17 protein-coding genes are annotated in these 20,695 nt (G+C 61.6%); 3 read left to right on the forward strand and 14 right to left on the reverse strand.

Annotated elements, in window-relative coordinates; all coding sequences use genetic code 11:
* Window positions 1-42: 42 nt before the first annotated feature.
* Window positions 43-1,911: a flavin monoamine oxidase family protein gene (locus ACCC96_RS11260; RefSeq protein WP_413695841.1), complete on the reverse strand. Its 1,869-nt coding sequence runs from the start codon at window positions 1,909-1,911 to the stop codon at window positions 43-45.
* Window positions 1,912-2,133: 222 nt separating this feature from the next.
* Between ACCC96_RS11260 and ACCC96_RS11265 the strand changes: the two genes are divergently transcribed.
* Together ACCC96_RS11265 and ACCC96_RS11270 are read left to right on the forward strand one after the other, a co-directional pair.
* Complete coding sequence (locus ACCC96_RS11265) at window positions 2,134-3,540, forward strand: adenosylmethionine--8-amino-7-oxononanoate transaminase (protein WP_413695842.1); 1,407 nt, start codon at window positions 2,134-2,136, stop codon at window positions 3,538-3,540.
* A 177-nt stretch (window positions 3,541-3,717) separates the two neighbouring features.
* Window positions 3,718-4,437 (forward strand): 16S rRNA (uracil(1498)-N(3))-methyltransferase, encoded by a 720-nt coding sequence (locus ACCC96_RS11270; protein ID WP_018928731.1) that lies wholly within the window; start codon window positions 3,718-3,720, stop codon window positions 4,435-4,437.
* Window positions 4,438-4,595: 158 nt separating this feature from the next.
* Here the strand turns inward: ACCC96_RS11270 and trhA are convergent, their stop codons facing one another.
* Complete coding sequence (gene trhA, locus ACCC96_RS11275; RefSeq protein WP_018928730.1) at window positions 4,596-5,213, reverse strand: PAQR family membrane homeostasis protein TrhA; 618 nt, start codon at window positions 5,211-5,213, stop codon at window positions 4,596-4,598.
* A 241-nt stretch (window positions 5,214-5,454) separates the two neighbouring features.
* On the opposite strand from trhA, the gene ACCC96_RS11280 reads away from it, so the two are divergent.
* Complete coding sequence (locus tag ACCC96_RS11280; protein ID WP_253417860.1) at window positions 5,455-6,369, forward strand: LysR substrate-binding domain-containing protein; 915 nt, start codon at window positions 5,455-5,457, stop codon at window positions 6,367-6,369.
* Between the two features lie 46 nt (window positions 6,370-6,415).
* Here the strand turns inward: ACCC96_RS11280 and madM are convergent, their stop codons facing one another.
* From madM to ACCC96_RS11340, 12 genes are all read right to left on the reverse strand, one after another.
* The gene (gene madM, locus ACCC96_RS11285) at window positions 6,416-7,180 is read right to left on the reverse strand and encodes a malonate transporter subunit MadM (RefSeq protein WP_413695843.1); all 765 of its coding nucleotides are present in this window, start codon (window positions 7,178-7,180) and stop codon (window positions 6,416-6,418) included.
* Window position 7,181: 1 nt separating this feature from the next.
* Window positions 7,182-7,598: a malonate transporter subunit MadL gene (gene madL, locus ACCC96_RS11290; protein WP_413695844.1), complete on the reverse strand. Its 417-nt coding sequence runs from the start codon at window positions 7,596-7,598 to the stop codon at window positions 7,182-7,184.
* A 66-nt stretch (window positions 7,599-7,664) separates the two neighbouring features.
* Window positions 7,665-8,576 (reverse strand): malonate decarboxylase subunit epsilon, encoded by a 912-nt coding sequence (gene mdcH / locus ACCC96_RS11295; RefSeq protein WP_413695845.1) that lies wholly within the window; start codon window positions 8,574-8,576, stop codon window positions 7,665-7,667.
* Entirely contained in the window at window positions 8,573-9,193 is a 621-nt protein-coding gene (locus tag ACCC96_RS11300; RefSeq protein ID WP_413695846.1) for a malonate decarboxylase holo-ACP synthase, read from the reverse strand. Before ACCC96_RS11300 ends, mdcH begins: the two co-directional genes overlap by 4 nt.
* Complete coding sequence (mdcE, locus tag ACCC96_RS11305) at window positions 9,187-9,990, reverse strand: biotin-independent malonate decarboxylase subunit gamma (protein WP_413695847.1); 804 nt, start codon at window positions 9,988-9,990, stop codon at window positions 9,187-9,189. The genes ACCC96_RS11300 and mdcE overlap by 7 nt, the downstream gene beginning before the upstream one ends.
* The gene (locus ACCC96_RS11310; RefSeq protein ID WP_413695848.1) at window positions 9,987-10,838 is read right to left on the reverse strand and encodes a biotin-independent malonate decarboxylase subunit beta; all 852 of its coding nucleotides are present in this window, start codon (window positions 10,836-10,838) and stop codon (window positions 9,987-9,989) included. Before ACCC96_RS11310 ends, mdcE begins: the two co-directional genes overlap by 4 nt.
* Window positions 10,831-11,130 carry a malonate decarboxylase subunit delta gene (locus ACCC96_RS11315; protein ID WP_007941972.1) on the reverse strand — a complete coding sequence of 100 codons (300 nt, stop codon included), beginning with the start codon at window positions 11,128-11,130 and terminating at the stop codon, window positions 10,831-10,833. Before ACCC96_RS11315 ends, ACCC96_RS11310 begins: the two co-directional genes overlap by 8 nt.
* Window positions 11,130-12,005 (reverse strand): triphosphoribosyl-dephospho-CoA synthase, encoded by an 876-nt coding sequence (locus tag ACCC96_RS11320; protein WP_413695849.1) that lies wholly within the window; start codon window positions 12,003-12,005, stop codon window positions 11,130-11,132. Before ACCC96_RS11320 ends, ACCC96_RS11315 begins: the two co-directional genes overlap by 1 nt.
* On the reverse strand, window positions 12,005-13,675 hold the full coding sequence (gene mdcA / locus ACCC96_RS11325) for a malonate decarboxylase subunit alpha (protein ID WP_019580630.1): 1,671 nt from the start codon (window positions 13,673-13,675) through the stop codon (window positions 12,005-12,007). The genes ACCC96_RS11320 and mdcA overlap by 1 nt, the downstream gene beginning before the upstream one ends.
* A gap of 153 nt (window positions 13,676-13,828) precedes the next feature.
* Window positions 13,829-14,050 carry a hypothetical protein gene (locus tag ACCC96_RS11330; RefSeq protein WP_064620940.1) on the reverse strand — a complete coding sequence of 74 codons (222 nt, stop codon included), beginning with the start codon at window positions 14,048-14,050 and terminating at the stop codon, window positions 13,829-13,831.
* 273 nt (window positions 14,051-14,323) lie between these two features.
* Window positions 14,324-14,779, reverse strand: a complete 456-nt coding sequence (locus tag ACCC96_RS11335; protein WP_413695850.1) for a chemotaxis protein CheW — start codon at window positions 14,777-14,779, stop codon at window positions 14,324-14,326.
* The gene (locus tag ACCC96_RS11340) at window positions 14,772-20,675 is read right to left on the reverse strand and encodes an Hpt domain-containing protein (RefSeq protein WP_413695851.1); all 5,904 of its coding nucleotides are present in this window, start codon (window positions 20,673-20,675) and stop codon (window positions 14,772-14,774) included. Before ACCC96_RS11340 ends, ACCC96_RS11335 begins: the two co-directional genes overlap by 8 nt.
* Window positions 20,676-20,695: the final 20 nt, after the last annotated feature.

The following is a 20,695-nucleotide window of genomic DNA, read 5'->3' on the forward strand; positions in this document are numbered from 1 at the left end:
AAAGCGCGGCATCACTGCCGCGCTTTTTTTTGATCCCAAAACTTACTGTGTCTTGGTTTCAGTCGCCACCGGTGCCTTCGCAGCGGTACTCGCCACTGGTTTCTTCACTGGCTCAGCCTTTTTCGCCGTTGCCTTGGCCGGAGCCTTTTTGGCCTCGGTTTTGGCTGCAGGCTTTTTCACTGGCGCTTTGGACGGTGCTTTCTTCACCGGCTCGGCTTGCGCCGGCACCACTGGCTTCGGTGCCTCAACCGGTGCAGGTGCCGGAGCCGGCGCAGCAACTGGCGCGGGTGCCGGAGCAACGGGGGCCACGGGTTCTGGCGCCTTGGCCGGAGCCTTGTCGGAGCCACCACCAAACATCCGCGAGAAGAAGCCAGGCTTGGTCTCTTCAGCTTTCGCTTCAACCTTCGCAGGTTCTGCCTTGTCGGCCGCTTTATCGGACGAACCACCGAACATGTTGCTGAAGAAATTGCCTTTCTTCGCCACTACCGCGCCTGCCGCCGCAGCGGTCGCTGCTGGCACAACTTTCGCCGGTTCAAACGATTTGCCCGCTGCCAGGTCTTCCAGCTGACTGGCTGCACGCTGACCGGTGCGCAAGGCGCCTTCCAGGGTGCCTGGGTACAAGGTGTCAGTGTGTTCGCCGGCAAAGGCTACACGTTGCAGCGGACGCTCCCACAGGCGCCAGTATTTGCTGATCTGCCCCGGACCGAAGGCCAGGTAAGCGCCGCCCATTGATGGGTCGGTGCTGTAGCGGCGGATTTCATAACCGGTGAACGAACCGCGTGCCTGTGGATAAAAGGCGTGCAGACGAATCAGCACCTGATCGGCCATTTGCTTGTCGCCAAAGGCCTGCATCACCCGCGCGTTGTCGCCGGAAATGTTGATCACCACGTTGGCGCCGCCCTTCAAGGCCGGCTCGATCCACAACATGCCCAGACCGGCGTTGCTGTAGATCTCGCCAGACATGCGCGCCTTGCTTTCCCACACTGGCGTCTTGAACTTCAGCATGATCTGGTCACGCCAGCCGTAGTTGGTGCCCTTGATGGCGCCCATGTGCTGGGCGTCCAGCGCCGGAGTCATCTGGATTTTGTTCAGTGCGCGCAATGGCACGGCCAGTACGACGTAGTCCGCCTGATAGCCAACGCTGCCGACCTTGACGCTCACACCGTCCTTATCCTGGGTAATGGACGAAACCGGGGAACTGGTCTTGATGGTTTTCAGTTGCTTGACGAAGGCCTGGGCCAACACCGGGCTGCCGCCGGGCAGGCGCGAGGCGCGCAGGTCACGGTCAGCAATGCCACGGTAGACGCGGCTTTGTTGTGCGAAATACAGCAGCGACAGGCGCGAAGGTTCGTCGTAACGGGTACGAATCTCCTGATTCACCAACTGACGCGCAGTGGCTGGCAGATTCAGGCGATCGAGCCAGTTGGCCACGTTGATCTGGTCCAGGGCGAACAGCGTGCTGTTGGCGGCCGGGTTTTGCGGGTCTTCGATCGAGCGCGCCAGGTCATCCAGGGTTTTTTCGTAGCGTTTCAGCGCGTCGCTGGTGGCCGGCTGTTTAGTCGCCAGATCGGCGGCGCTGAAGTATTCACCGTCGATCAGGTAACCCGGGGTCCGCACGAACTCGGGGGCTGGCGTGGTGCTCAGCTTGAACGTCGAGATGTACTTGTTCAAAACCGGTTGGGTCTTGTCGTTGCCGATCCACTCGCTGGTGGCCATGCCAGAACGACCGCCCAGGGTCGGTTTGGCTTCCAGCAGGGTGACCTGCCAACCTTTGCTCTGCAGTTCGTACGCCGCGGTGAGGCCCGAAAGCCCGCCGCCGACCACGATCGCCGTTTTATCCTTGGCCAGCGCCGAAACGCTGAACAGCCCTAACATCACCAGCGCACAGGCGCGCAGCCAACCAGCAGACATTCAGAGAACTCCGGAAATACACGAGGAAATAGCGGTTTTACGAGTCAGACGACTCAAAGAGCCGCGAAGAATACGTCAGCCATCAAAACGCCGCCAGCGACGTCTATCGTCCTATACAAAGTAGCTCAATCGACACAATGGGTTGTCCCCGTGACGCGCATTGCATAGGCTTGCGCGATTGTTTACCCGCCTACGTCACGGGTAGCCTCGAGGAGACAGAAAATGGGCCTGAATAAACAGTGGATGGAACGCGATCTCGCCGTGTTGTGGCATCCCTGCACCCAGATGAAAGACCACGAACAGCTGCCGCTGATCCCGATCAAGCGCGGTGAAGGCGTGTGGCTGGAAGACTTCGAAGGCAAACGCTACCTCGACGCCGTCAGCTCCTGGTGGGTCAATGTGTTCGGCCACGCCAACCCGCGGATCAACCAGCGCATCAAGGATCAGGTCGATCAGCTGGAACACGTGATCCTCGCCGGTTTCAGTCATCAGCCGGTGATCGAGCTGTCCGAGCGTCTGGTGAAGATGACGCCCGAAGGCCTGACCCGGTGTTTCTATGCCGATAACGGTTCATCGTGCATCGAAGTCGCGCTGAAAATGAGCTTTCACTACTGGCTCAACCGCGGCCAGCCGAACAAGAAGCGCTTCGTCACCCTCACCAACGGCTACCACGGCGAGACCATGGCGGCGATGGCAGTGGGCGACGTGCCGCTGTTTACCGAAACCTACAAAGCCCTGCTGATGGACACCATCAAGGTGCCGAGCCCCGATTGCTACCTGCGCCCCGAGGGCATGAGCTGGGAAGAACATTCGCGCAACATGTTCGCCGCCATGGAGCAGACCCTGGCCGACAACCACGATACCGTGGCCGCGGTGATTCTGGAGCCGCTGATTCAGGGCGCCGGCGGCATGCGCATGTATCACCCGGTGTACCTCAAGCTGCTGCGCGACGCCTGTGATCGTTATGGCGTGCACCTGATCCACGATGAAATCGCCGTCGGCTTCGGTCGTACCGGCACAATGTTCGCCTGCGAACAGGCCGGTATCCGCCCGGACTTCCTCTGCCTGTCCAAGGCCCTGACTGGCGGTTACCTGCCGTTGGCGGCCTGCCTGACCACCGATGAGGTCTACAGCGCGTTCTACGACGACTACCCGACCCTGCGCGCCTTCCTGCATTCCCACAGCTATACCGGCAATCCGCTGGCCTGCGCGGCGGCATTGGCGACGCTGGATATCTTCGAAGAAGACAACGTCATCGAGAACAACAAGGCCCTGGCCCAGCGCATGGCCTCCTCCACCGCGCACCTGGCCGATCACCCGAACGTCTCTGAAGTGCGCCAGACCGGCATGGTGCTGGCGATCGAGATGGTCAAGGACAAGGCCAGCAAGACCGCTTACCCGTGGCAGGAACGTCGCGGTTTGACCGTGTTCCAGCATGCACTGCAACGAGGTGCTTTACTGAGGCCGTTGGGCAGCGTGGTGTATTTCCTGCCGCCTTACGTGATTACCCCGGAGCAGATCGATTTTCTGGCCGAAGTGGCCAGCGAAGGCATCGACATCGCCACCCGTGACAGCATCAGCGTGGCGGTACCGAAGGACTTTCATCCGGGCTATCGCGATCCGGGCTAGCTGCCACTGAGTAGTAACCCTGTGGCGAGGGAGCTTGCTCCCGCTGGGCTGAGTAGCAACCCCAAAACCTGACACTGAGGAGTGTCAGGCAAACCTTGCGACCGCTTCGCGCTCGAACGGGAGCAAGCTCCCTCGCCACAAAAGCAACTCGATCCGAACTTACCGTAGAGACCCAAGATGAGACTGTCCCGCTTCTTTATCGACGCCCCTTTGAGCACCGGCGAACACGAGTTGCCCGAAGCCCAGGCGCATTACATCAGCCGTGTGCTGCGCATGGCCGAGGGTGATGCGGTGCAACTGTTCGACGGCTCGGGCCACGAGTTTCGCGGCACGCTGGTGGAAGTCGGCAAGAAACGCGTGGTGGTGCAAATCGATGAAAGCTTTACCGGTCAGGTCGAGTCGTCGCTGGCGGTCCATCTCGGCCAGGGTTTGTCCCGTGGCGAGCGGATGGACTGGGCGATTCAAAAAGCCACCGAACTGGGCGTCACCGAAATCACGCCGATTTTCACCGACCGCTGCGAAGTCCGCCTCAAGGACGAACGCGCCGACAAACGCCTGATGCACTGGCGTCAGGTGGCGATCAGCGCCTGCGAGCAGTGTGGGCGTTCAAGGGTGCCGGTGATTCATCCGCCATTGCTGTTGGCTGACTGGTTGAAGCAGACCGCGGCCGAATTGAAACTGGTGCTGCATCCGGTGGCCGAGCCTCTGGTGAGCCACGCCAAACCTGCAAGCCTGGCGTTCCTGATCGGCCCGGAAGGCGGCTTGTCCGACGTCGAAGTCGAACAGGCCAAGGCTGGCGGTTTCCACGCCGCCCGCCTCGGCCCGCGCGTACTGCGCACCGAAACCGCGCCGGTGGTGGCGTTGGCGGTTGCCCAACAACTCTGGGGTGACTTCTAGGGCCTTGTGGCGAGGGGGCTTGTCGGAACGCCGCACCGCCCCGTTCGGCTGCGAAGCAGTCGTAAATCCGGTTTATGCGTTGTATCTGAGAAGACGCGTTGCAAGACTGGGGCCGCTTCGCAGCCCAACGGGGGCAAGCCCCCTCGCCACAAAAGCAGTCACAAGACGTAGAACCAAATCGCCACAAAGTGCAGCAAACTCCCGGCGATCACGAACAGATGCCAGATCCCATGGGCGTGGCGCAGACGATGGTCGAGGGCAAAAAAGATAATCCCCACGGTGTACAACACCCCGCCCGACGCCAGCAAGGTAAAGCCGACAGGGCCCAGTGCCGCCAGTAACGGCTTGACCGCCACCAGCACGATCCAGCCCATCACCGCGTAAATCACGACCGACAGAATCCGTGCTTCCGAGCGCGGTTTGATCTCTTGCAGGATACCGATCAGCGCCAGCCCCCAGACAATTCCGAACAAGGTCCAGCCCCATGGCCCGCGCAGGGTCACCAGGCAGAACGGCGTGTAACTACCGGCAATCAGCAAGTAGATCGAAAAGTGATCGACCTTCTGCATGATCGCTTTCTTGCGCCCACGCACGCTGTGGTACACGGTCGAGGCGCTGTAGAGCACCAGCAAGGTAAACGCGTAAATCGCCACACTGACGATCTTCCACGGACTGCCATCCATACTGGCGATCACCAGCAGCCACACGCCCCCGACCAATGCCGCCACCGCCCCAACCAAATGCGTCCAGGCGTTCAATCTTTCCCCGTGATACATGTGTTGCTCACCTCAAAATTCATTAACACAAAGCCCCTGCAAGAACTGTGTAGGAGCTGTGTAGGAGCTGTGTAGGAGCTGTCGAGTGAAACGAGGCTGCGATCTTTTGATCTTAGGCATCTTCAAGGACACCGAAAATCAAGATCAAAAGATCGCAGCCTTCGGCAGCCCCTACGAAAGCCATCAAGCCAAACGTTAGCCAATTGGGCACAATCAGGTCATTCCAAAAAGAGTTTGGCCCATGCTGATCGATGAAGAGTTGACCCTGAAAAAACTCGAAGTGTTCCTGGCCTTCATGCGCACCGGCAACCTGGCCCGCGCCGCCGTCGAGTTGCAGACCAGCAACGTCAGCGTGCACCGCGCCATCCACTCCCTGGAAAGCGCCCTGCGTTGCCCGCTATTCAAGCACGAAGGCCGCAACCTGACCCCGTTGGAAAGCGCTTATGTGCTGGAAGAGCGGGCGCAGAAGCTGATTCAGGATGTGCTCGAAACCGTGCGCCTGACCCGCGAAGCCGCCGGGTTCTCCGCCGAGCGTTTCAAACTCGGCTCGCTGTATTCGCTGACGGTGAAGACTGTGCCGCAGCTGATCATGGGCCTGAAAATCCGCCGTAGCGAACTCAATATCGACCTGATCCTGGGCTCGAACATCGACCTGCTATACAAGCTCAAGAACATGGAAGTCGATGCAATCCTGGTGTCGCTGGACGACAGCGTCAACGACCCGGACTGCGAGCAGATCCCGCTGTTTTCCGATGACATCTTCCTCGCCACCCCGGCTGATTCGCCCTTTGCCCAGCGGGCCGAAGTCGATCTGGCCGAGGTGCGCGACGAAACGTTCATCACCTTGACCCAAGGCTTTGCCACGCACCAGGACGGTATTCGGGTGTTCAAGCAGGCGGGGTTCGAGCCGAAGGTGGCGATGCAGGTCAACGACATCTTCACCCTGCTGAGCATGGTCAGCTCGGGGGTGGGTTATGCGCTGCTGCCGGGGCGGATTGCGGCGGTGTATGAGAACCGGGTGAAGCTGATTCCATTGCAGGAAAAGTACCGGTTGCAGCAGCACATTGGCGTGGTATTTCTCAAGGCCAAAGAGCGTGACCCGAATCTGCTGGCACTGTTGGCGGAATGCCGGATGTATGCCAATCGCCAGGCTTGAATGTGGTGAGGGAGCTTGCTCCCTCACCACAAGAAGCAGTCATTCGTTAACCAACAATCCCGCGAACAATGAAGTACAGCAACGAAGGCCCAAGCAAGCATCCAAGCCCGGTATGGAACGTCGCCGTCAGCGCGCCATACGGCACCAGCCGCCGGTCCGTCGCCGCCAACCCGGCGGTCACACCACTCACCGTCCCGGCCAACCCGCCAAACACCATCGCCGAGCGCGGGTTATCCAGGCCCATCCAGCGCGCCGCCACCGGCGTGCCGACCATCACCAGAATCGCCTTGATCAACCCGGTGGCAATCGACAGCGCCATCACATCGGATGAGGCCCCAATCGCAGCACCCGTCACCGGCCCGACGATATACGTCACCGCACCCGCGCCAATGGTGGTCATGCTGATCGCATCGCGATAACCGAACACCCAGGCAATGCTCGCCCCGACAATGAACGGCAGAATCGTGCCCAGCAGCAGCGCGATAGCGCCAATCATCCCGGCCTTTTTCGCTTCAGTGGCCTGCACCTCGAACGCCGTGGCGACGATGGCGAAGTCACGCAGCATGGCGCCGCCCATCAAACCGATGCCGGAAAACAGTGACAGATCCGCCAGGCCTTTTTGCCCGCCGGTCATGGTGCCGCCAACCCACGCCAGCACCAGGCCGATGACGATGGCAATCGCCGAGCCGTGAATCCGGCCGAAGGTCAGGCGTTTGGACAACACCACCGACACCCACATGATCACGCCAACGAAGGCGAACGCTGTGACCAGACCGTTGTGCTCCAGACCTTTCTCGATGAGATCCCACATATCAGCGACCTCCTACTGGCGTGCCAACCGGGGTGACTTCCACCGGCTCATCGGGCAAGGGTTCGCCTTTGTGGGTCCGGCTGATCAACGCAATGGTGCAGCCGCAGAGCACCACCGAACCGATCGCCGCCAGCACCGCCACCGGGCCGCCGTGCAGGGCGGTGACGACGTTCTGTTGCGCCGCCATGGCAACCACCACCGGAATGTACATGGCGCCCCAGAAGCCGACGCCCATCTCGCAATCCTTGGTCATGCCGCCACGTTTGTGCATCCACAACCGTGCGCAGATCAGCAGGATCATCGCGATCCCGACCCCGCCGACGTTGGATTTCACACCCAGCAACACGCCGAGCATGTCACCCATGATCACCCCTGCCAGCGTACAGATCGCCAACAGCGCCACACCGTAAATAATCATTGTTGTAGTCCTCAAAGTGCATCGTCGGAATTGTTGTTTTTGTAGTTCGAAGCCTGAGTCGGTGGTCTAGTGTTGGCGGCTTCCCTCCTCACGCAACAGCGCCTGCAAGGTATCGAGCCGTGCACCGTCGAAGGCAATCACGGTGCCCTGCTCGAACACCCGGCGCGCCAGCCCGGTCAACACCGCACCGGGCGGCAGTTCGATCTGTAAACGCACGCCGCGCTCGTAAGCGCTTTGCACCGTACCGCGCCAATCGACGACGCGGCACATGTTGAACGCCAGGTCGTCGCGCAACGCGTCAGTGTTAATAACGGGCCGTGCGCGGCTGCCGCTCAGGTAACCCACGGTTGGCGTTTTCAATTGCACCCCGGCGAATGCTTCGGCCAAGGTCTTTGCGGAAACTTCCAGCAGCGGACAATGGGACGGCACGCTGACCGCCAAGCGCTTGGCCAGACCGGCGCCACGACCTTTCGCCAATTCTGCAACCGCTTTCATCGCAGCATCGCTGCCAGCGATCACCACCTGGTTATCGGCATTGATATTGGCCAGGTAAACCGGCGTGTCGACGCTGTGAACCTGCGCCAGCAACCCTTCCACCGTCGCCAACTCCAGACCGATGAGCGCGGTCATGCCGTAACCCTGAGGATATGCCTGCTGCATCAGCTCACCGCGCAGGCTGACCAGATGCAGTGCATCGCTGAAACTCAGGGCGCCCGCGACCACCGCTGCCGGGTAGGCACCAATGGACAATCCCGCCACGTAATCCGGCGCCATTGATAACTGGCGCGAAGCGGCAACGCCGGCAATCAGCAGGCACAACTGAACCGCCCTCGTCGACTGCAACGCCTCGGCAGAATCGAGCAGCAAGACGTCTTCGCCAAGCACCTCGCTCGCCTCGATCAGCGTTTCCCGAGGCAAACGATGGAGCATGCCCGGTTGCTGCGCGCCCTGGCCGGGGAACACCAGCAGACTACTCACGCTGCTTGCTCCTGTGGGTTCCAGGGATCGGTGACCAGACAGGCTTCAATGGCATTTTTCAGCAATACCCTATGTGCAGAGCTGGCCCATTCGCGCAGGGCGACAGCGCCGTAAGGCGTCTGCAGCTGCATATCCACCAGACATATATCGGTATTTAGAAGCCTCACCAGTTCCTGCGCCTGAACACGATCCAACGGTTGTGGAGTACGCAGAACCAAATCGAGATCGCTACGCTCATGCAACGCCGCAAAACCGCTGGCCAATTCGAACCCGGCGCTGCCGCTGACACCCCATACCCAACCACAGGCATCGAGCAGCGGCCGCAGTTGCGCCAGCGCTCGCAGGGCCGGCAGGTCGCGAGTCGACTCTGGATGGCAAAGGTCTTCCGGCCTTACCCGATTCGAAATCACCGCGATCGCCATCGATGTTGCATAACGCTGTTCGCGCAAGCGCCCACGCACCCCGACCGCGATTTGACCCGGCGCGGTGATCGCGCGCCGGACTACCACCGGCTGACCCGCGCTGATCGACTCGACCACCCACCCAGGCGCATCCGCCGGCAACTGCTCCGGGGTCATCCCCCAAAGCAGGTCGTGGGCCAGAAACGTGTTCACCACTGCGCTCTCAGCAGTTGGCGAACCTTGCTCGACGCGGCGCGGTTACTCGCGCCCAAGCGGCTGCTCAGATCGCGACCGCCGGCAGCGACATCGCCAATCGCCAGGTTCAGACACTCATTCACTCGCGCCAAATCTGCTGCGGTCGGCTGCTCAATCTGCTCCACCGACAAGGTTTCCCAGAGCAAACCCAGGCTGGCAAAGCTATCGATGTCATAAGCCATCGGCGGCACGCTGGCGGCCAACGCCTCCAGCTCTTCGACACTGCGCAACGTCACCCGCGCCGCCGACGCCTTGCCCATCGCATGCACCATCACCCCCGGATCGCGCAACGCGATCAGCCGGTTGGCCTGATACCCATGAGCCAGAAACGCCCCGGACATCGCCTTGCCCACCAACAAACCGATCACCGCATGGCCGGCCAGTCGGGCGCGGGCATAACTGTCCGCCGCACCGGCCAAGGCCTGATGAATGCCGAGCGCTTCTTCGCGCCGACCGTAAGCCTGGCTCGGCACATCGACGATGGCGATCAGCGCCCGTTTGTGCGGTGTATCCCGATCGGCTTCGATCACCTCATCCACCGCTTTGGCCAGGCCCCAACCTTCCAGCAGACCCACCTCGCCATTGCGGGCGCGGACGAAGCGGTTGTCGGGATCGGCCACCACCGCGATAAACCGCACGGGCTGATCGCCCAGTACACCGTCGGCAACTTTCAACGAAGCCGGCAAACCCTCGACCGATTTCGCGCCAGCGCTCAAGGCGTTGAACCAGTTCAGGCCTCTCAGGGAATACGAACTCATGAGCGCTCTCCTTGATACAGATCGCGAACCGTCGCCGGCTCGATTTGCGGTTCGGCGTCCAGACGGGCCAGCCGTTGCAGGAACCATTCGGCCTGGCGGCTGCGGGTTTGCGCCGGCAAACCTTGCTTGAGCAATTCGCCGACCTGCAGCTGAATCTGCGCCACGTCGTCGGCGACATAGCGATCCACCAAGCCACTGGCGAAGCGTTGTTCGCCGCCGGTCAGGCTCCAGATAAACGGGCGATCGCGGGAGTCGTATTCCTCGAGCCCGGCTTCCTGCTCGATCACCTGCGGGCCGTTGAGGCCAAGACGCGCTTCCTGAGTCACCAGCAAATAACTGCACAACCCGGCGGCAATCGACATGCCGCCAAAACAGCCGACGCTGCCGGCGACCACGCCGATTACCGGTTGGTACTGGCGCAGATCGACAATCGCCGCGTGAATATCAGCAATCGCTGCCAGCCCGAGGTTGGCTTCCTGCAAACGCACGCCACCGGTTTCCAGCAGCAACACGGCGCGAGTGGCAATGCCTTTGCGGTTGTCCTCGGCGGCCAGCTCCAGCGCACCGGCAATCTTCGCCCCGCCGACTTCACCCAGGCTGCCGCCCTGAAACGCGCCTTCGATGGCTGCGATCACCACCGGCAGACCGCCGATGCTGCCCTTCGCGATGACCACGCCGTCATCGGCTTGCGGCACCACGCCCTGGCGCGACAGCCATGGCGACATGACGCGCTGAAACGGGTCGAGCAGTTCGCGGAAGGTGCCGGCATCGAGCAGCGCTTTTGCCCGTTGCCGGGCACCGAGTTCGACGAAGCTGTGTTTATTCAACAAGGCTGCGCTATCAGTCATGGCCGATCTCCTCAAAGCCTTGTTCCAGACGCAAGCGCACCACGCCGGGGGTGGCGCCGAAATCGTGGATATCGATCGCCATCGCGGGCGGTGTCTGGCCATCGAACATCCGTGCGAACAGATGCTGCCAGCGTTGTTCACTGCCATTGACCGAGGTCTGCACCTGGATCGTCAATTTGCCCGCCAGCCCCGGTTCGATCAGCACTTCCAGATCGCCCGAGCCCACACAGCCCACCAGCGCCCTGCCCCGTGGCGGCTGCCCAGCGGGGAATTCAAAGGATAAGGTTTCCATCAAAACGCTCCCTGGAAGATGCCGTCGCACGACTCAATGCGGTCGATGAACAGACAGGCTGCGAGCAAGTCCGCAGCGCCGCCGGGCGAGGCATTCAACGCGATTAATTGTTGGTCCAGCTCATGCAAACGACGGCGACCGGCGAGGCTGGCGCTGCCGCCGGCGTCGAGCACGGCTTGAGCGCCGAGTTGCATGGTGTGCAGGCCGGTTTCGCCTGCGCGATAGAGCACGCAGGTGTCGGCCAGTGTCGTCATGATCGCCAGCAGAGCATCGAGCCGGGCGTTCTGTTCGCCATGGCCGGCAGCGCGGCTGCGTATAAGTTGTGGCAAACCACGTTGCAGCACGGCCGGGAAACCAAGCTGTGCCTCTTCACGGGCACCGCGAACGCCATAACGTTGGGCGACCTGGGCACCGTGGCTTAAAGGACGTGGCGAGTAACGGTCGTCGAGCAAGGCCAGGCGTGCAGCGCGCAAAGCGATTGAGCTTGCGGCACAGGATTCAGGTTCCAGCGCGGCGGCAGTGACCAAAAGCCCCAACGCCCAGATCGCCCCACGATGGGTGTTCACACCGTTGGTGGTGGCGAGCATCGCTTGCTCGCCTTCACGCCCAATCCGCCCAATGGTTTCGCGCAGCGCTAAACCGACTTCGCCGAACTCGATGGCCGCGTCCGCCATTGCCTTGAACGCCGGCCACAGGGACAACGCCGAAGCGTGCATCAGCCCGAGGTGCAAATCGGTGTGCGCACCATTGCCGCGACGGTCCACCAGCGCCGGTTTCGGCGACAAGTCCGCTTCGTCGATCAGCGCGTCCACCGCCAGGTCCGCCAGCCGTTCGGCCAGGGTGAGGGTTTTCGGTTGCAGGTTGAATGCGTGCATTACCAGCTCCTGAACTTGGCGGGCGGGTTGTAGAGGCCACCGGACCACTCCACCAGATCGGCCACGCTTTTCGCAGCGAGCAGTTCGCGAGTGGCGTCGGTACGGCGGATGCCGAGGTCTTCGGGCAAGGCGATCAGGCCTTCGCGGCGCATGCGCGCGGTGTCTTTGGGGTTGTGGCGCAAGCCGATGGCGGTCACCCCGGCGACAGCAGCGATCATCGCCTGGCGCTCTTCGAGGGAGCGGGCCTTGTACAAGTAGGCGATGCCTTCTTCGGTGAGCAGATGGGTGACGTCGTCGCCATAGATCATGATCGGCGCCAGCGGCATGCCGCTTTTCTTCGCCACCTCCACCGCGTCTAGGGTTTCGACGAAGGTCGGTTTACCGCCCTCCTGGAAGGTCTCGACCATCTGCACCACGAGTTTCTTGCCGCGTTCGAGCATCGGCTCGGCCACGTCGGTGTGGCGCATGTCGAGCCAGGCTGGCGTGCCGTGACGACGCCCGCGCGGGTCGTGCCCCATGTTCGGCGCGCCACCGAAACCGGCCAGGCGACCGCGAGTTACTGTCGAAGAATGACCGTCGCCATCGACTTGCAGGGTCGCGCCGATGAACAGGTCCACCGCGTATTGCCCGGCGAGCTGACTGAACATCCGGTTGGAGCGCAGGGAGCCATCGCGGCCGGTGAAGAACACATCAGGCCGGGCAGCGATGTAGTTTTCCATGCCCAATTCGGTGCCGAAGCAATGCACGCTTTCGACCCAGCCACTTTCGATGGCCGGAATCAGGGTTGGATGCGGATTGAGCGTCCAGTTGCGGCAGATCTTGCCCTTGAGGCCAAGGGACTCACCGTAAGTCGGCAGGATCAATTCGATGGCGGCGGTGTTGAAGCCGATGCCGTGGTTCAGCGACTGAACGTTGTGTTTTTCGTAGATCCCGCGGATCGCCATCATCGCCATCAACACATGCACGGGCTTGATGTGACGTGGGTCGCGGGTGAACAACGGCTCGATGTAGAACGGCTTGTCCGCCACCACCACGAAATCGACCCAGGATGCAGGGATATCCACGCGCGGCAGGTCGCTGACATCGTCCACCAATTGATTGACCTGGACGATGACAATGCCGTCACTGAAGGCCGCCGGTTCGATCAACGCCGGGGTGTCTTCGGTGCTTGGGCCGGTGTAGATATTGCCGGCACGGTCGGCCATGAAACCGGCCGAGAGCACGACGTTGGGGATCAGGTCCACCACCAGCCGCGCATAGAGCTCGATGTAGGTGTGGATCGCGCCGATTTCCAGCAAACCGTCTTCGAGCAACTGGCTGATGCGCAGGCTCTGGGTGCCGGCGAACGAGAAATCGAGCTTGCGCGCGATGCCGCGTTCGAACAGGTCCAGGTGCTCGGAGCGCCCGACACTGGGCATGATCATGTGCAGGTCATGCAGCTTGCCCGGATCGGCCTTGGCCAGGGAGCGGGACAGGAAATCCGCCTGCTTCTGGTTATTGCCCTCCAGCACCACACGGTCGCCGGGCAGGATCAATGCCTCCAGCGCCGCCACGATCTTGTCGGTGGGCAACACTACACCGTCGGCAAGCCCCTTCACTAATTCGAGACGCCGCTGCTTTTCGCTGCGCCGCCGCGTCCATCGCGAGTCGGGGGATATTGTTGTTGTCATGACCACTCCACGGGTTCGCTGTCGTGGGAGTCACCTTAGGAGTGTTGGGGGCGGGGCATCAATCAAGCGGAGTGTTGGATCGTTACGGTCAGGGTAATGGTTGTCTCGATGCGCCCCGACAGCCAACCAATCTCTCGCAGGCATAAAAAGGTACTAACTGAGCGTGAATACTCGTTCGATGATCTTGAGAGCCGACTTCCCGTCAGCTTCATACAAACCTTTCAATTGCTGCTGGTCAGAAAGACGGTGCAGTTTGAAGTGGTTGTAGAACGCTTGCCCAAGCCGCTGGCCGCTGAAGTTTCCTGCACGATGCATTGCATGGAATTCCTGGTATGCGTTCTTTTCAAGCACCAACGGAGTGATACCGTTTGCCATCGTATTGACCAGACTGAAGAGTGAGGACCAGAAGGATAGGTGAGAGGCCTAATGCCAGTCACTTAAGTCGTAATACAGGCTTTAGCGGTCTGTCAGACGGACCGCGTTATCGTTCTTCGCGGGCAAGCCCGCTCCCACAGGTTTTGAGAGTGACACCAATCTCACTGTAGGAGCTGCCGCAGGCTGCGATCTTTTGATCTTTACGTCATTGCTCGCACCGGAAGATCAATAGATCGCAGCCTTCGGCAGCTCCTACAGGGTTTTCACCAACCTTCAGATCAATCCCCCACTCACCAACAACTCCTCCAACGCCAATAAATCCGGCACCTTGGCCACTTGCTCGGCCACCTGCACTGCCGCCTTTTCCAGCGAACACAACGGCACATCCACATAGCTCAACTGGCTGTCGAGTTTGTAAGAGCGCGGAATTCCCTGCACCAGCAGCGCAATGAACTTCAACTCAGGCCGCCCGCCAAGGGCATTGAGGATGACGATCCGTGCCCGTTCCCCGATCACCACTTTGTTGCCACACGCCGACTCGAAACTGAGCAGTGGAATCTGCCGTTCGCGCCAGGTCACCCGCCCCAGGTACCACGGCGGTGTATCGAGATCGAAAGCCCCCGGCTGATAGTCGATGAGTTCAGCGACGGCGACGTTGGGCAGGATCAGGTTGCGGTCAGCCAAAGGCAGCAGCAAGCCGGTAAGGTTGCTGGAGCGGTGCTCATGCATGGGTTTTGCTCCAGCGGGCGATGCTGTCGAGCAGCACCGATTCCTGATACGGCTTGCCGAGGTAGTCGTTGACGCCAATGGCCATGGCGCGGTCGCGGTGTTTCTGGCCGGTGCGGGAGGTGATCATGATGATTGGCAGATGCTGCAAGCGTTCGTCAGCGCGCACCTGGGTCGCCACTTCGAAGCCGTCCATGCGTGGCATTTCGATGTCCAGCAGCATCAGGTCGGGCATGTGTTCTTCCAGCAGCAACATGGCGTCGACACCGTCCTTGGCGGTCAGTACGTTCATGCCGTGGCGCTCCAGCAGACGGCTGGTGACCTTGCGCACGGTGACCGAATCGTCGACCACCAACACCAGCAACGGCCGTTGCGCCTCGGGCTCTACGTCCTGCGTCACCGGTCGTTGCGGCACCTGCGCTTGCATCGCGCGGATCGGTGCCAGCAAGTCGAGAATCAGCACCACCCGACCATCGCCGAGAATCGTCGCACCGGACAAACCCTGCACTGCGGCAAATTGCGGGCCGAGGCTTTTGACCACGATTTCCCGGGTGCCGGCCATGGCGTCCACCTGCACCGCAACGTGCCGCTCGTTGCACTGCACCAGCAACACCGGCAACGGCAGGCTCTGGCCCAGCAGTTTCGGGCGGGTACTGGTTTTCAGCAGATCGCCGAGGTAGCACAGCTCATAGCGTTGCCCGGCGTATTCGTAGCTCGGTGGATCGAGCCGGTAGTGCCCTTCGAGTTCGTTGGGCAGCACGCGAACGATGCCATCGATGGTGTTCAGCGGGATCGCGTATTGATCCTCCCCGCATTGCACCATCAGCGCGCGGTTGACCGATACCGTGAACGGCAGGCGAATCCGGAAATGCACGCCCTGCCCCGAAGTCGAGTCGATGCTCATGGTCCCGCCGAGCTGCCGGACTTCCTCGTGAACCACGTCCATGCCGACGCCACGCCCGGAGATCTGGGTGATTTTCTCGGCGGTGGAGAACCCCGGTTGCAGGATGAATTGCAGCACGTCGCGGTCGCTTATGTCGCTGTCCGGGGCGAGCAGCCCGCGCTTGATCGCCTTGCGCCGCACGGCGTCCAGCGGCACGCCGGCACCGTCGTCGCAGATGTCGAAAATGATGTCGCCGCCCTCTCGCGACAAATCGAGGGTGATCTTGCCTTGAGCCGGTTTACCGGCCGCGATCCGCACCTCGGCCGATTCCAGCCCATGGTCGACGGCGTTGCGCAGCATGTGTTCCAGCGGCGCCGCCATGCGCTCGAGGACGTTGCGGTCCATCTCGCCTTCGGCGTTGCCGACAACGAAGTCCACGTCCTTGCCCAGTTCGCTGGAAACCTGACGGACGATGCGCTTCAAACGCGGCAGCATTCGCTCGAACGGCACCATGCGCGTGCGCATCAGGCCTTCCTGCAATTCGGTGTTGATGCGGCCCTGCTGTTGCAGCAGGTTTTCCGCATCCTGATTACGCCGGTCGAGGGTTTCCTTGAGGTCGAGCAGGTCGGAGGCCGATTCGAACAACGCCCGCGACAGCTGTTGCAACTGCGAGTGACGGTCCATCTCCAGCGGGTCGAACTCTTCGTAGCCCAAGCGCTCGGCCTCGACTTGCTGACGACTGAGAATCCGCCCCTGGGTTTCGGTATCGAGGCGGCGCAACTGGTCGCGCATACGCTCGATGGTCGTTTCCATCTCGCTCAGGGCCACCCGTGCATCGTTAACCTGTTGTTCGATACGGCCACGGAAGATCGAAGTCTCCCCGGCCAGGTTGACCAGGTCGTCGAGCAACTCCGCCGAGACCTTGACCGTGTCGGCGCCTTCGGGTTGCAGCGTGGCTGGCTCGGCTTTGGGTGCTGCGGGCATCGCCACCGGTGTCGGTGTTTCGGGCACCGCCGGATGGCTGAAATTCTTGATTGCCTCGATCAGCCGATCGGCCGGTGGCAGTGGCTGACCGGCGCGGGTGGCGTCGAGCATCTGCGCCAGTCGGTCATGGCTGCTCTGCAACAACGTGAACAGCGCAGCGGTCGGTTGCAGCACACCAGCGGATAAGCCTTCGTAGAGGAATTCCAGCTCATGGGCCAGGTCGCCGATCGGCGCGATTTCGACCATTCGCGCGCCCCCCTTGAGGGTGTGCAGGTCGCGCAGCAGGGTTTCCACTTCCTGACGATTCGATGGCTCGGCCTGCCAGCGCAACAGCGCCGCGCCGGAGTTTTCAATGATGTCGAAACCTTCTTCGAGGAAGATCTCCAGAAGCTCAGAATCATGGCTTGCTGAATCGTTGCTGGCCGCAGGTTCAATCACGTCCGCACTGCCGGCATTGCCCAGGCGAAACTCACGAATGGCCTCGATCAATTCGCCCGGGTCACCCAACGGACGGTTGTGCTGCAACTGCTCGAGGAACTCGGCCAGTCGGTCATGGCTCTGTTGCAGCAACTGCGCCAGCGCTTCGCTGTGGCTGTAACGGCGGTCCACCAGGCCCTCGTAAAGGCTTTCCAGCTCATGGGCCAGATCGCCGACCGGCTCGACCTCGGCCATCCGCGCTCCGCCCTTGAGGGTGTGCAAGTCGCGCTGCAAGGACAATAGCGGTGCGGCGTTATCCGGGTCGCCCAACCAGCGTTGCAAGGCCTGGCCGGCGCTGTCGAGGATATCCACCGCTTCCTCAAGAAAGATCGAAACGATTTCGTCGTCCAGATCTACCTGCGTCGCGGCCTGCTCCATTTCGGCCGTGGCGCTGCCCAGTTCCCGAATGCTCAGGGTGCGGCTGCCGTCACTTCGAACCAGGCCCATGGAGGATGGGTCGAGACTCTCATCCAGCAAGTCGCGCAAGGCCCTGACCCGCTGCGGTTGCGCGGTGACTTCCTGGCCGGCGGCCAACTCGTCGAGCATGTTGATCAGCGCTTCGTGGGCACTTTGCGCCTCGTGGAAAAACCTGTCGCTGACCGCCAGGCTGCTTTCTTCCACAGCGCCGTAGAGATCGAGCAAGGCTTCACAGAGCTCGTCTACCGGATGCAGGTCGGCCAGGTGTGCGCCTTCGCCGAGGATGGTCAATTCGTCCAGCAGCGCGCTGAGTTCCTGGCGCTCGCCGGGATGCTGCTGCCAGCGCTGCAACAGGCTTTCGGCGTCCAGCAGGATGTCCATGCCCTGGGCGAGGAAGTTGTTGATCAGTTGCGGATCGCGCTTGATCCGCAACCCCGTATTGGGCGCGCTCGACAGGCTTTGCAGACGTTCGGCCAGCAGTGTCTGGGTGCGTTCGATCAACGAACGGGCGCCGGGGATCTCAGCCAGCGGATCGCTCTTGAGTTGTCGCAGCCCCAGGCGGAACAAACCTTCGGCTTCCAGCAGCAATTCGACTTCGTCCAGGTCAAGGGCAATCCGGTGCGCCTTGTATTCCCGGGCCAATTGATCCAACGACGCCGCCAGCTCGGCAATCGGCAACACGCCGGCCATCGAGGCGCTGCCCTTGAGGGTGTGCAAGGCTCGCTGCAACTCGTCACTGGCCTGCAGCGGTACGTGCTCGGCGGCCTGATCGAGGAAGCGATTGAGGCTGTTCAAATGGGTTTCGGCTTCGTTGCGGAAGATCTCCAACAACAGCGGATCGAGCGCCGCGACATCCTGCGCGTCCTCATCGGACAGCGGCTCATCGCCCTTGGCGAGGGCATGGGCGCGGGCGGCTAACTGATCGACATCGTTGCGCTGGCGCTGGGCATGGGCGGCGAACTCGGCCACCAGTTCCGGCAGCAATTTCAGCGTATCGCCCACCAGTTGCTGCACTGCAGGCCCAGGTGCAACGCTGTGTTCAAGCACGCGGTTAAGCAGGTTTTCCACCGCCCAAGCCAGCTCGCCCAGCACCAGCGCGCGGACCATTCGGCCACTGCCTTTGAGGGTGTGGAAGGCGCGGCGTAATTCACTCAAAACCGATGTGCTGTCGGGATTGGCCGACCAGCGCGGCAGGTACTCCTGGAGGATTTCCAGAACCTCGTCGGTTTCTTCGAGGAAGACTTCCCGCAGTTCATCGTCCACCGGTTGTTCATCGGCGGGCGGCGGCAACAGACTGCCCGGCGTAGTCAGTGCGGGTGGATTGACCGACGACACCGGGCTGGCCAACACATCGGCCAGAGACTGAACGATCTCGGGATCATCCAGCTCCTGCATGTCCTGCATGACCAAGGCTTCATTGGGGCTGAGCACATCCTCAAGCATCGGCACATGCTGTTCGCTGGGGAAGAAACCGAGTGCGGCCAGGCCTTTTTCCGCGACGTCGAGCAGTTGTTCACCGGGCGCTTCTGGGTCGTCGCTGAGGCGCTCCAGGTAATACTCGATGCTGGTGATGACGTCGGCCAGGCTGTCCAGTTGCTGCCAGCCGGGCTGGCCCGGGTCCACCAATAGATGCTCGCGGATGAAACCGTTACAGGCCTCGACCAGGCTCGCCGCGCGGGCCAACGGAATCATCGCCAGCGCACCGCGCACTTGGGTCAGCAACGCCGGCAACGGTTGCAAATACTGACGGTCCCAGTCGGCTTCGATGTAGTCGACGATCATGTCCTTGGCCTGTTGCAGACAGATACGCGCTTCCTTGATCACGATCTGGTGGATCTGCGTCAGGTCGGTGGTCGGCAGACGGCTGTCTTCCTGGCTTTCCGGCTCCACGGTGCCGACCATGCCGGCCAGGGTCGCTTCGACATAGAGCAAGGCCCCGGCGACGTCCATGAGGGTCGCGTCGTTGGGTTCGCGCTGGCCCTGGGCGAGGCTCAGCACCACCGCCAGTTGATCGATGATGACCTTGCGCGGCTGGCCGAAACCGAGCACCGCCAGGGTGTCGGCGATTTGCCGCAGGGGCGCCAGCAGGCTTTCGAGGTCCGAGGTGTGCTGGCGGTCGCTGCGCACGAACAGGTCCAGGCGCTCCTTGACCCGCACCAGCTCTTCGCACAACGCCGCCAATACCGAGCGCATGGCGTCGCGATCAGGGCCGGCCAGCCTTGCCCGTTCTTCATCGACCATCGCACTGTCGGGTAGCGCGTCGTCCAGTGAGTAGCGATCTTTCATGGTCAGCATCTGCCCGGTGGGGTGTTCGGCCTTGGCAATATAGAACAACAAACTCTTGAGCAGCTCTGGCGGTGCCGGTTGATTGATCGCGGGCATGCCTTGTTCGAGCAAGCGCTTGAGTTCTTTGTCGGCGTCCCTGAACAGGCTGCGCAGCGCGGGGCTGTTGGCGATCGAGCCATTGCGCATGCCTTCGACCAGCGCCGAAGCGACGTGCCATAACGGGCTCAGGGGCGCATTGCCGCACAGCCCTTCAAGGCGTGTAAAAACCCTGGCCAGGTAAGCCAGGTGGGTTTCGTCATCCTGCTCGCGCAGCAAGCCGACCAGCGCCATCTGCAGCATTTGCCGCAACTTGCGCAGCACATTCGGCAAGTCGGACGGCTCCAGCAGCGCCACGGCTTCTTCGCTCAGGGGCGGCAGTTCAGGAAGTTGCGGGCTGAACAGGCTGGTTTCCGACAACAGGCTTTCGCCACGGGCACTGCGCAGGTCGTTGATCAGCGGCAACACCACCAGCGGCAAGTCACGCCGTGCGCCTTGCACCCGGTCGAGGTAAGTCGGCAATTGCCCCAGGGCATGTAGCAGCAGACGGATGGCTTCGTCACGATGGTTGACACGGTTCTGCTGCAAGGCGCTGGTCAGTTGCTCGATCTCTTCGGCGAGCAGCGCCGCGCCGTAGAACTCGACCATCTGCAAACTGCCATGCACCTGATGGACACAGGCCAGGCACTCACTCAGCGCGTGCGTCGCCTGCGGGTCGTCGATCAGGGTTTCGATCGCCTGATGAGCCTGCTTCAGCGTTTCGGCAATCTCGCCTTTGACCCATTCGAGGGCCACATAGTCGTGCCGATCACCCATAACTACTCCAATCAAATGCA

Origin of the sequence: Pseudomonas sp. Pseusp11 (assembly GCF_047304405.1) — a bacterium.
GTDB lineage: Bacteria > Pseudomonadota > Gammaproteobacteria > Pseudomonadales > Pseudomonadaceae > Aquipseudomonas.

Excerpts from the sequence above, each read along its gene's own strand:
- ACCC96_RS11260 (WP_413695841.1), bottom strand. The coding sequence starts at position 1,911 with ATGTCTGCTGGTTGGCTGCGCGCCTGTGCGCTGGTGATGTTAGGGCTG.
- ACCC96_RS11265 (WP_413695842.1), top strand. The coding sequence starts at position 2,134 with ATGGGCCTGAATAAACAGTGGATGGAACGCGATCTCGCCGTGTTGTGG.
- ACCC96_RS11270 (WP_018928731.1), top strand. The coding sequence starts at position 3,718 with ATGAGACTGTCCCGCTTCTTTATCGACGCCCCTTTGAGCACCGGCGAA.
- trhA (WP_018928730.1), bottom strand. The coding sequence starts at position 5,213 with ATGTATCACGGGGAAAGATTGAACGCCTGGACGCATTTGGTTGGGGCG.
- ACCC96_RS11280 (WP_253417860.1), top strand. The coding sequence starts at position 5,455 with ATGCTGATCGATGAAGAGTTGACCCTGAAAAAACTCGAAGTGTTCCTG.
- madM (WP_413695843.1), bottom strand. The coding sequence starts at position 7,180 with ATGTGGGATCTCATCGAGAAAGGTCTGGAGCACAACGGTCTGGTCACA.
- madL (WP_413695844.1), bottom strand. The coding sequence starts at position 7,598 with ATGATTATTTACGGTGTGGCGCTGTTGGCGATCTGTACGCTGGCAGGG.
- mdcE (WP_413695847.1), bottom strand. The coding sequence starts at position 9,990 with ATGAGTTCGTATTCCCTGAGAGGCCTGAACTGGTTCAACGCCTTGAGC.
- ACCC96_RS11310 (WP_413695848.1), bottom strand. The coding sequence starts at position 10,838 with ATGACTGATAGCGCAGCCTTGTTGAATAAACACAGCTTCGTCGAACTC.
- ACCC96_RS11315 (WP_007941972.1), bottom strand. The coding sequence starts at position 11,130 with ATGGAAACCTTATCCTTTGAATTCCCCGCTGGGCAGCCGCCACGGGGC.
- ACCC96_RS11320 (WP_413695849.1), bottom strand. The coding sequence starts at position 12,005 with ATGCACGCATTCAACCTGCAACCGAAAACCCTCACCCTGGCCGAACGG.
- mdcA (WP_019580630.1), bottom strand. The coding sequence starts at position 13,675 with ATGACAACAACAATATCCCCCGACTCGCGATGGACGCGGCGGCGCAGC.
- ACCC96_RS11330 (WP_064620940.1), bottom strand. The coding sequence starts at position 14,050 with ATGGCAAACGGTATCACTCCGTTGGTGCTTGAAAAGAACGCATACCAG.
- ACCC96_RS11335 (WP_413695850.1), bottom strand. The coding sequence starts at position 14,779 with ATGCATGAGCACCGCTCCAGCAACCTTACCGGCTTGCTGCTGCCTTTG.
- ACCC96_RS11340 (WP_413695851.1), bottom strand. The coding sequence starts at position 20,675 with ATGGGTGATCGGCACGACTATGTGGCCCTCGAATGGGTCAAAGGCGAG.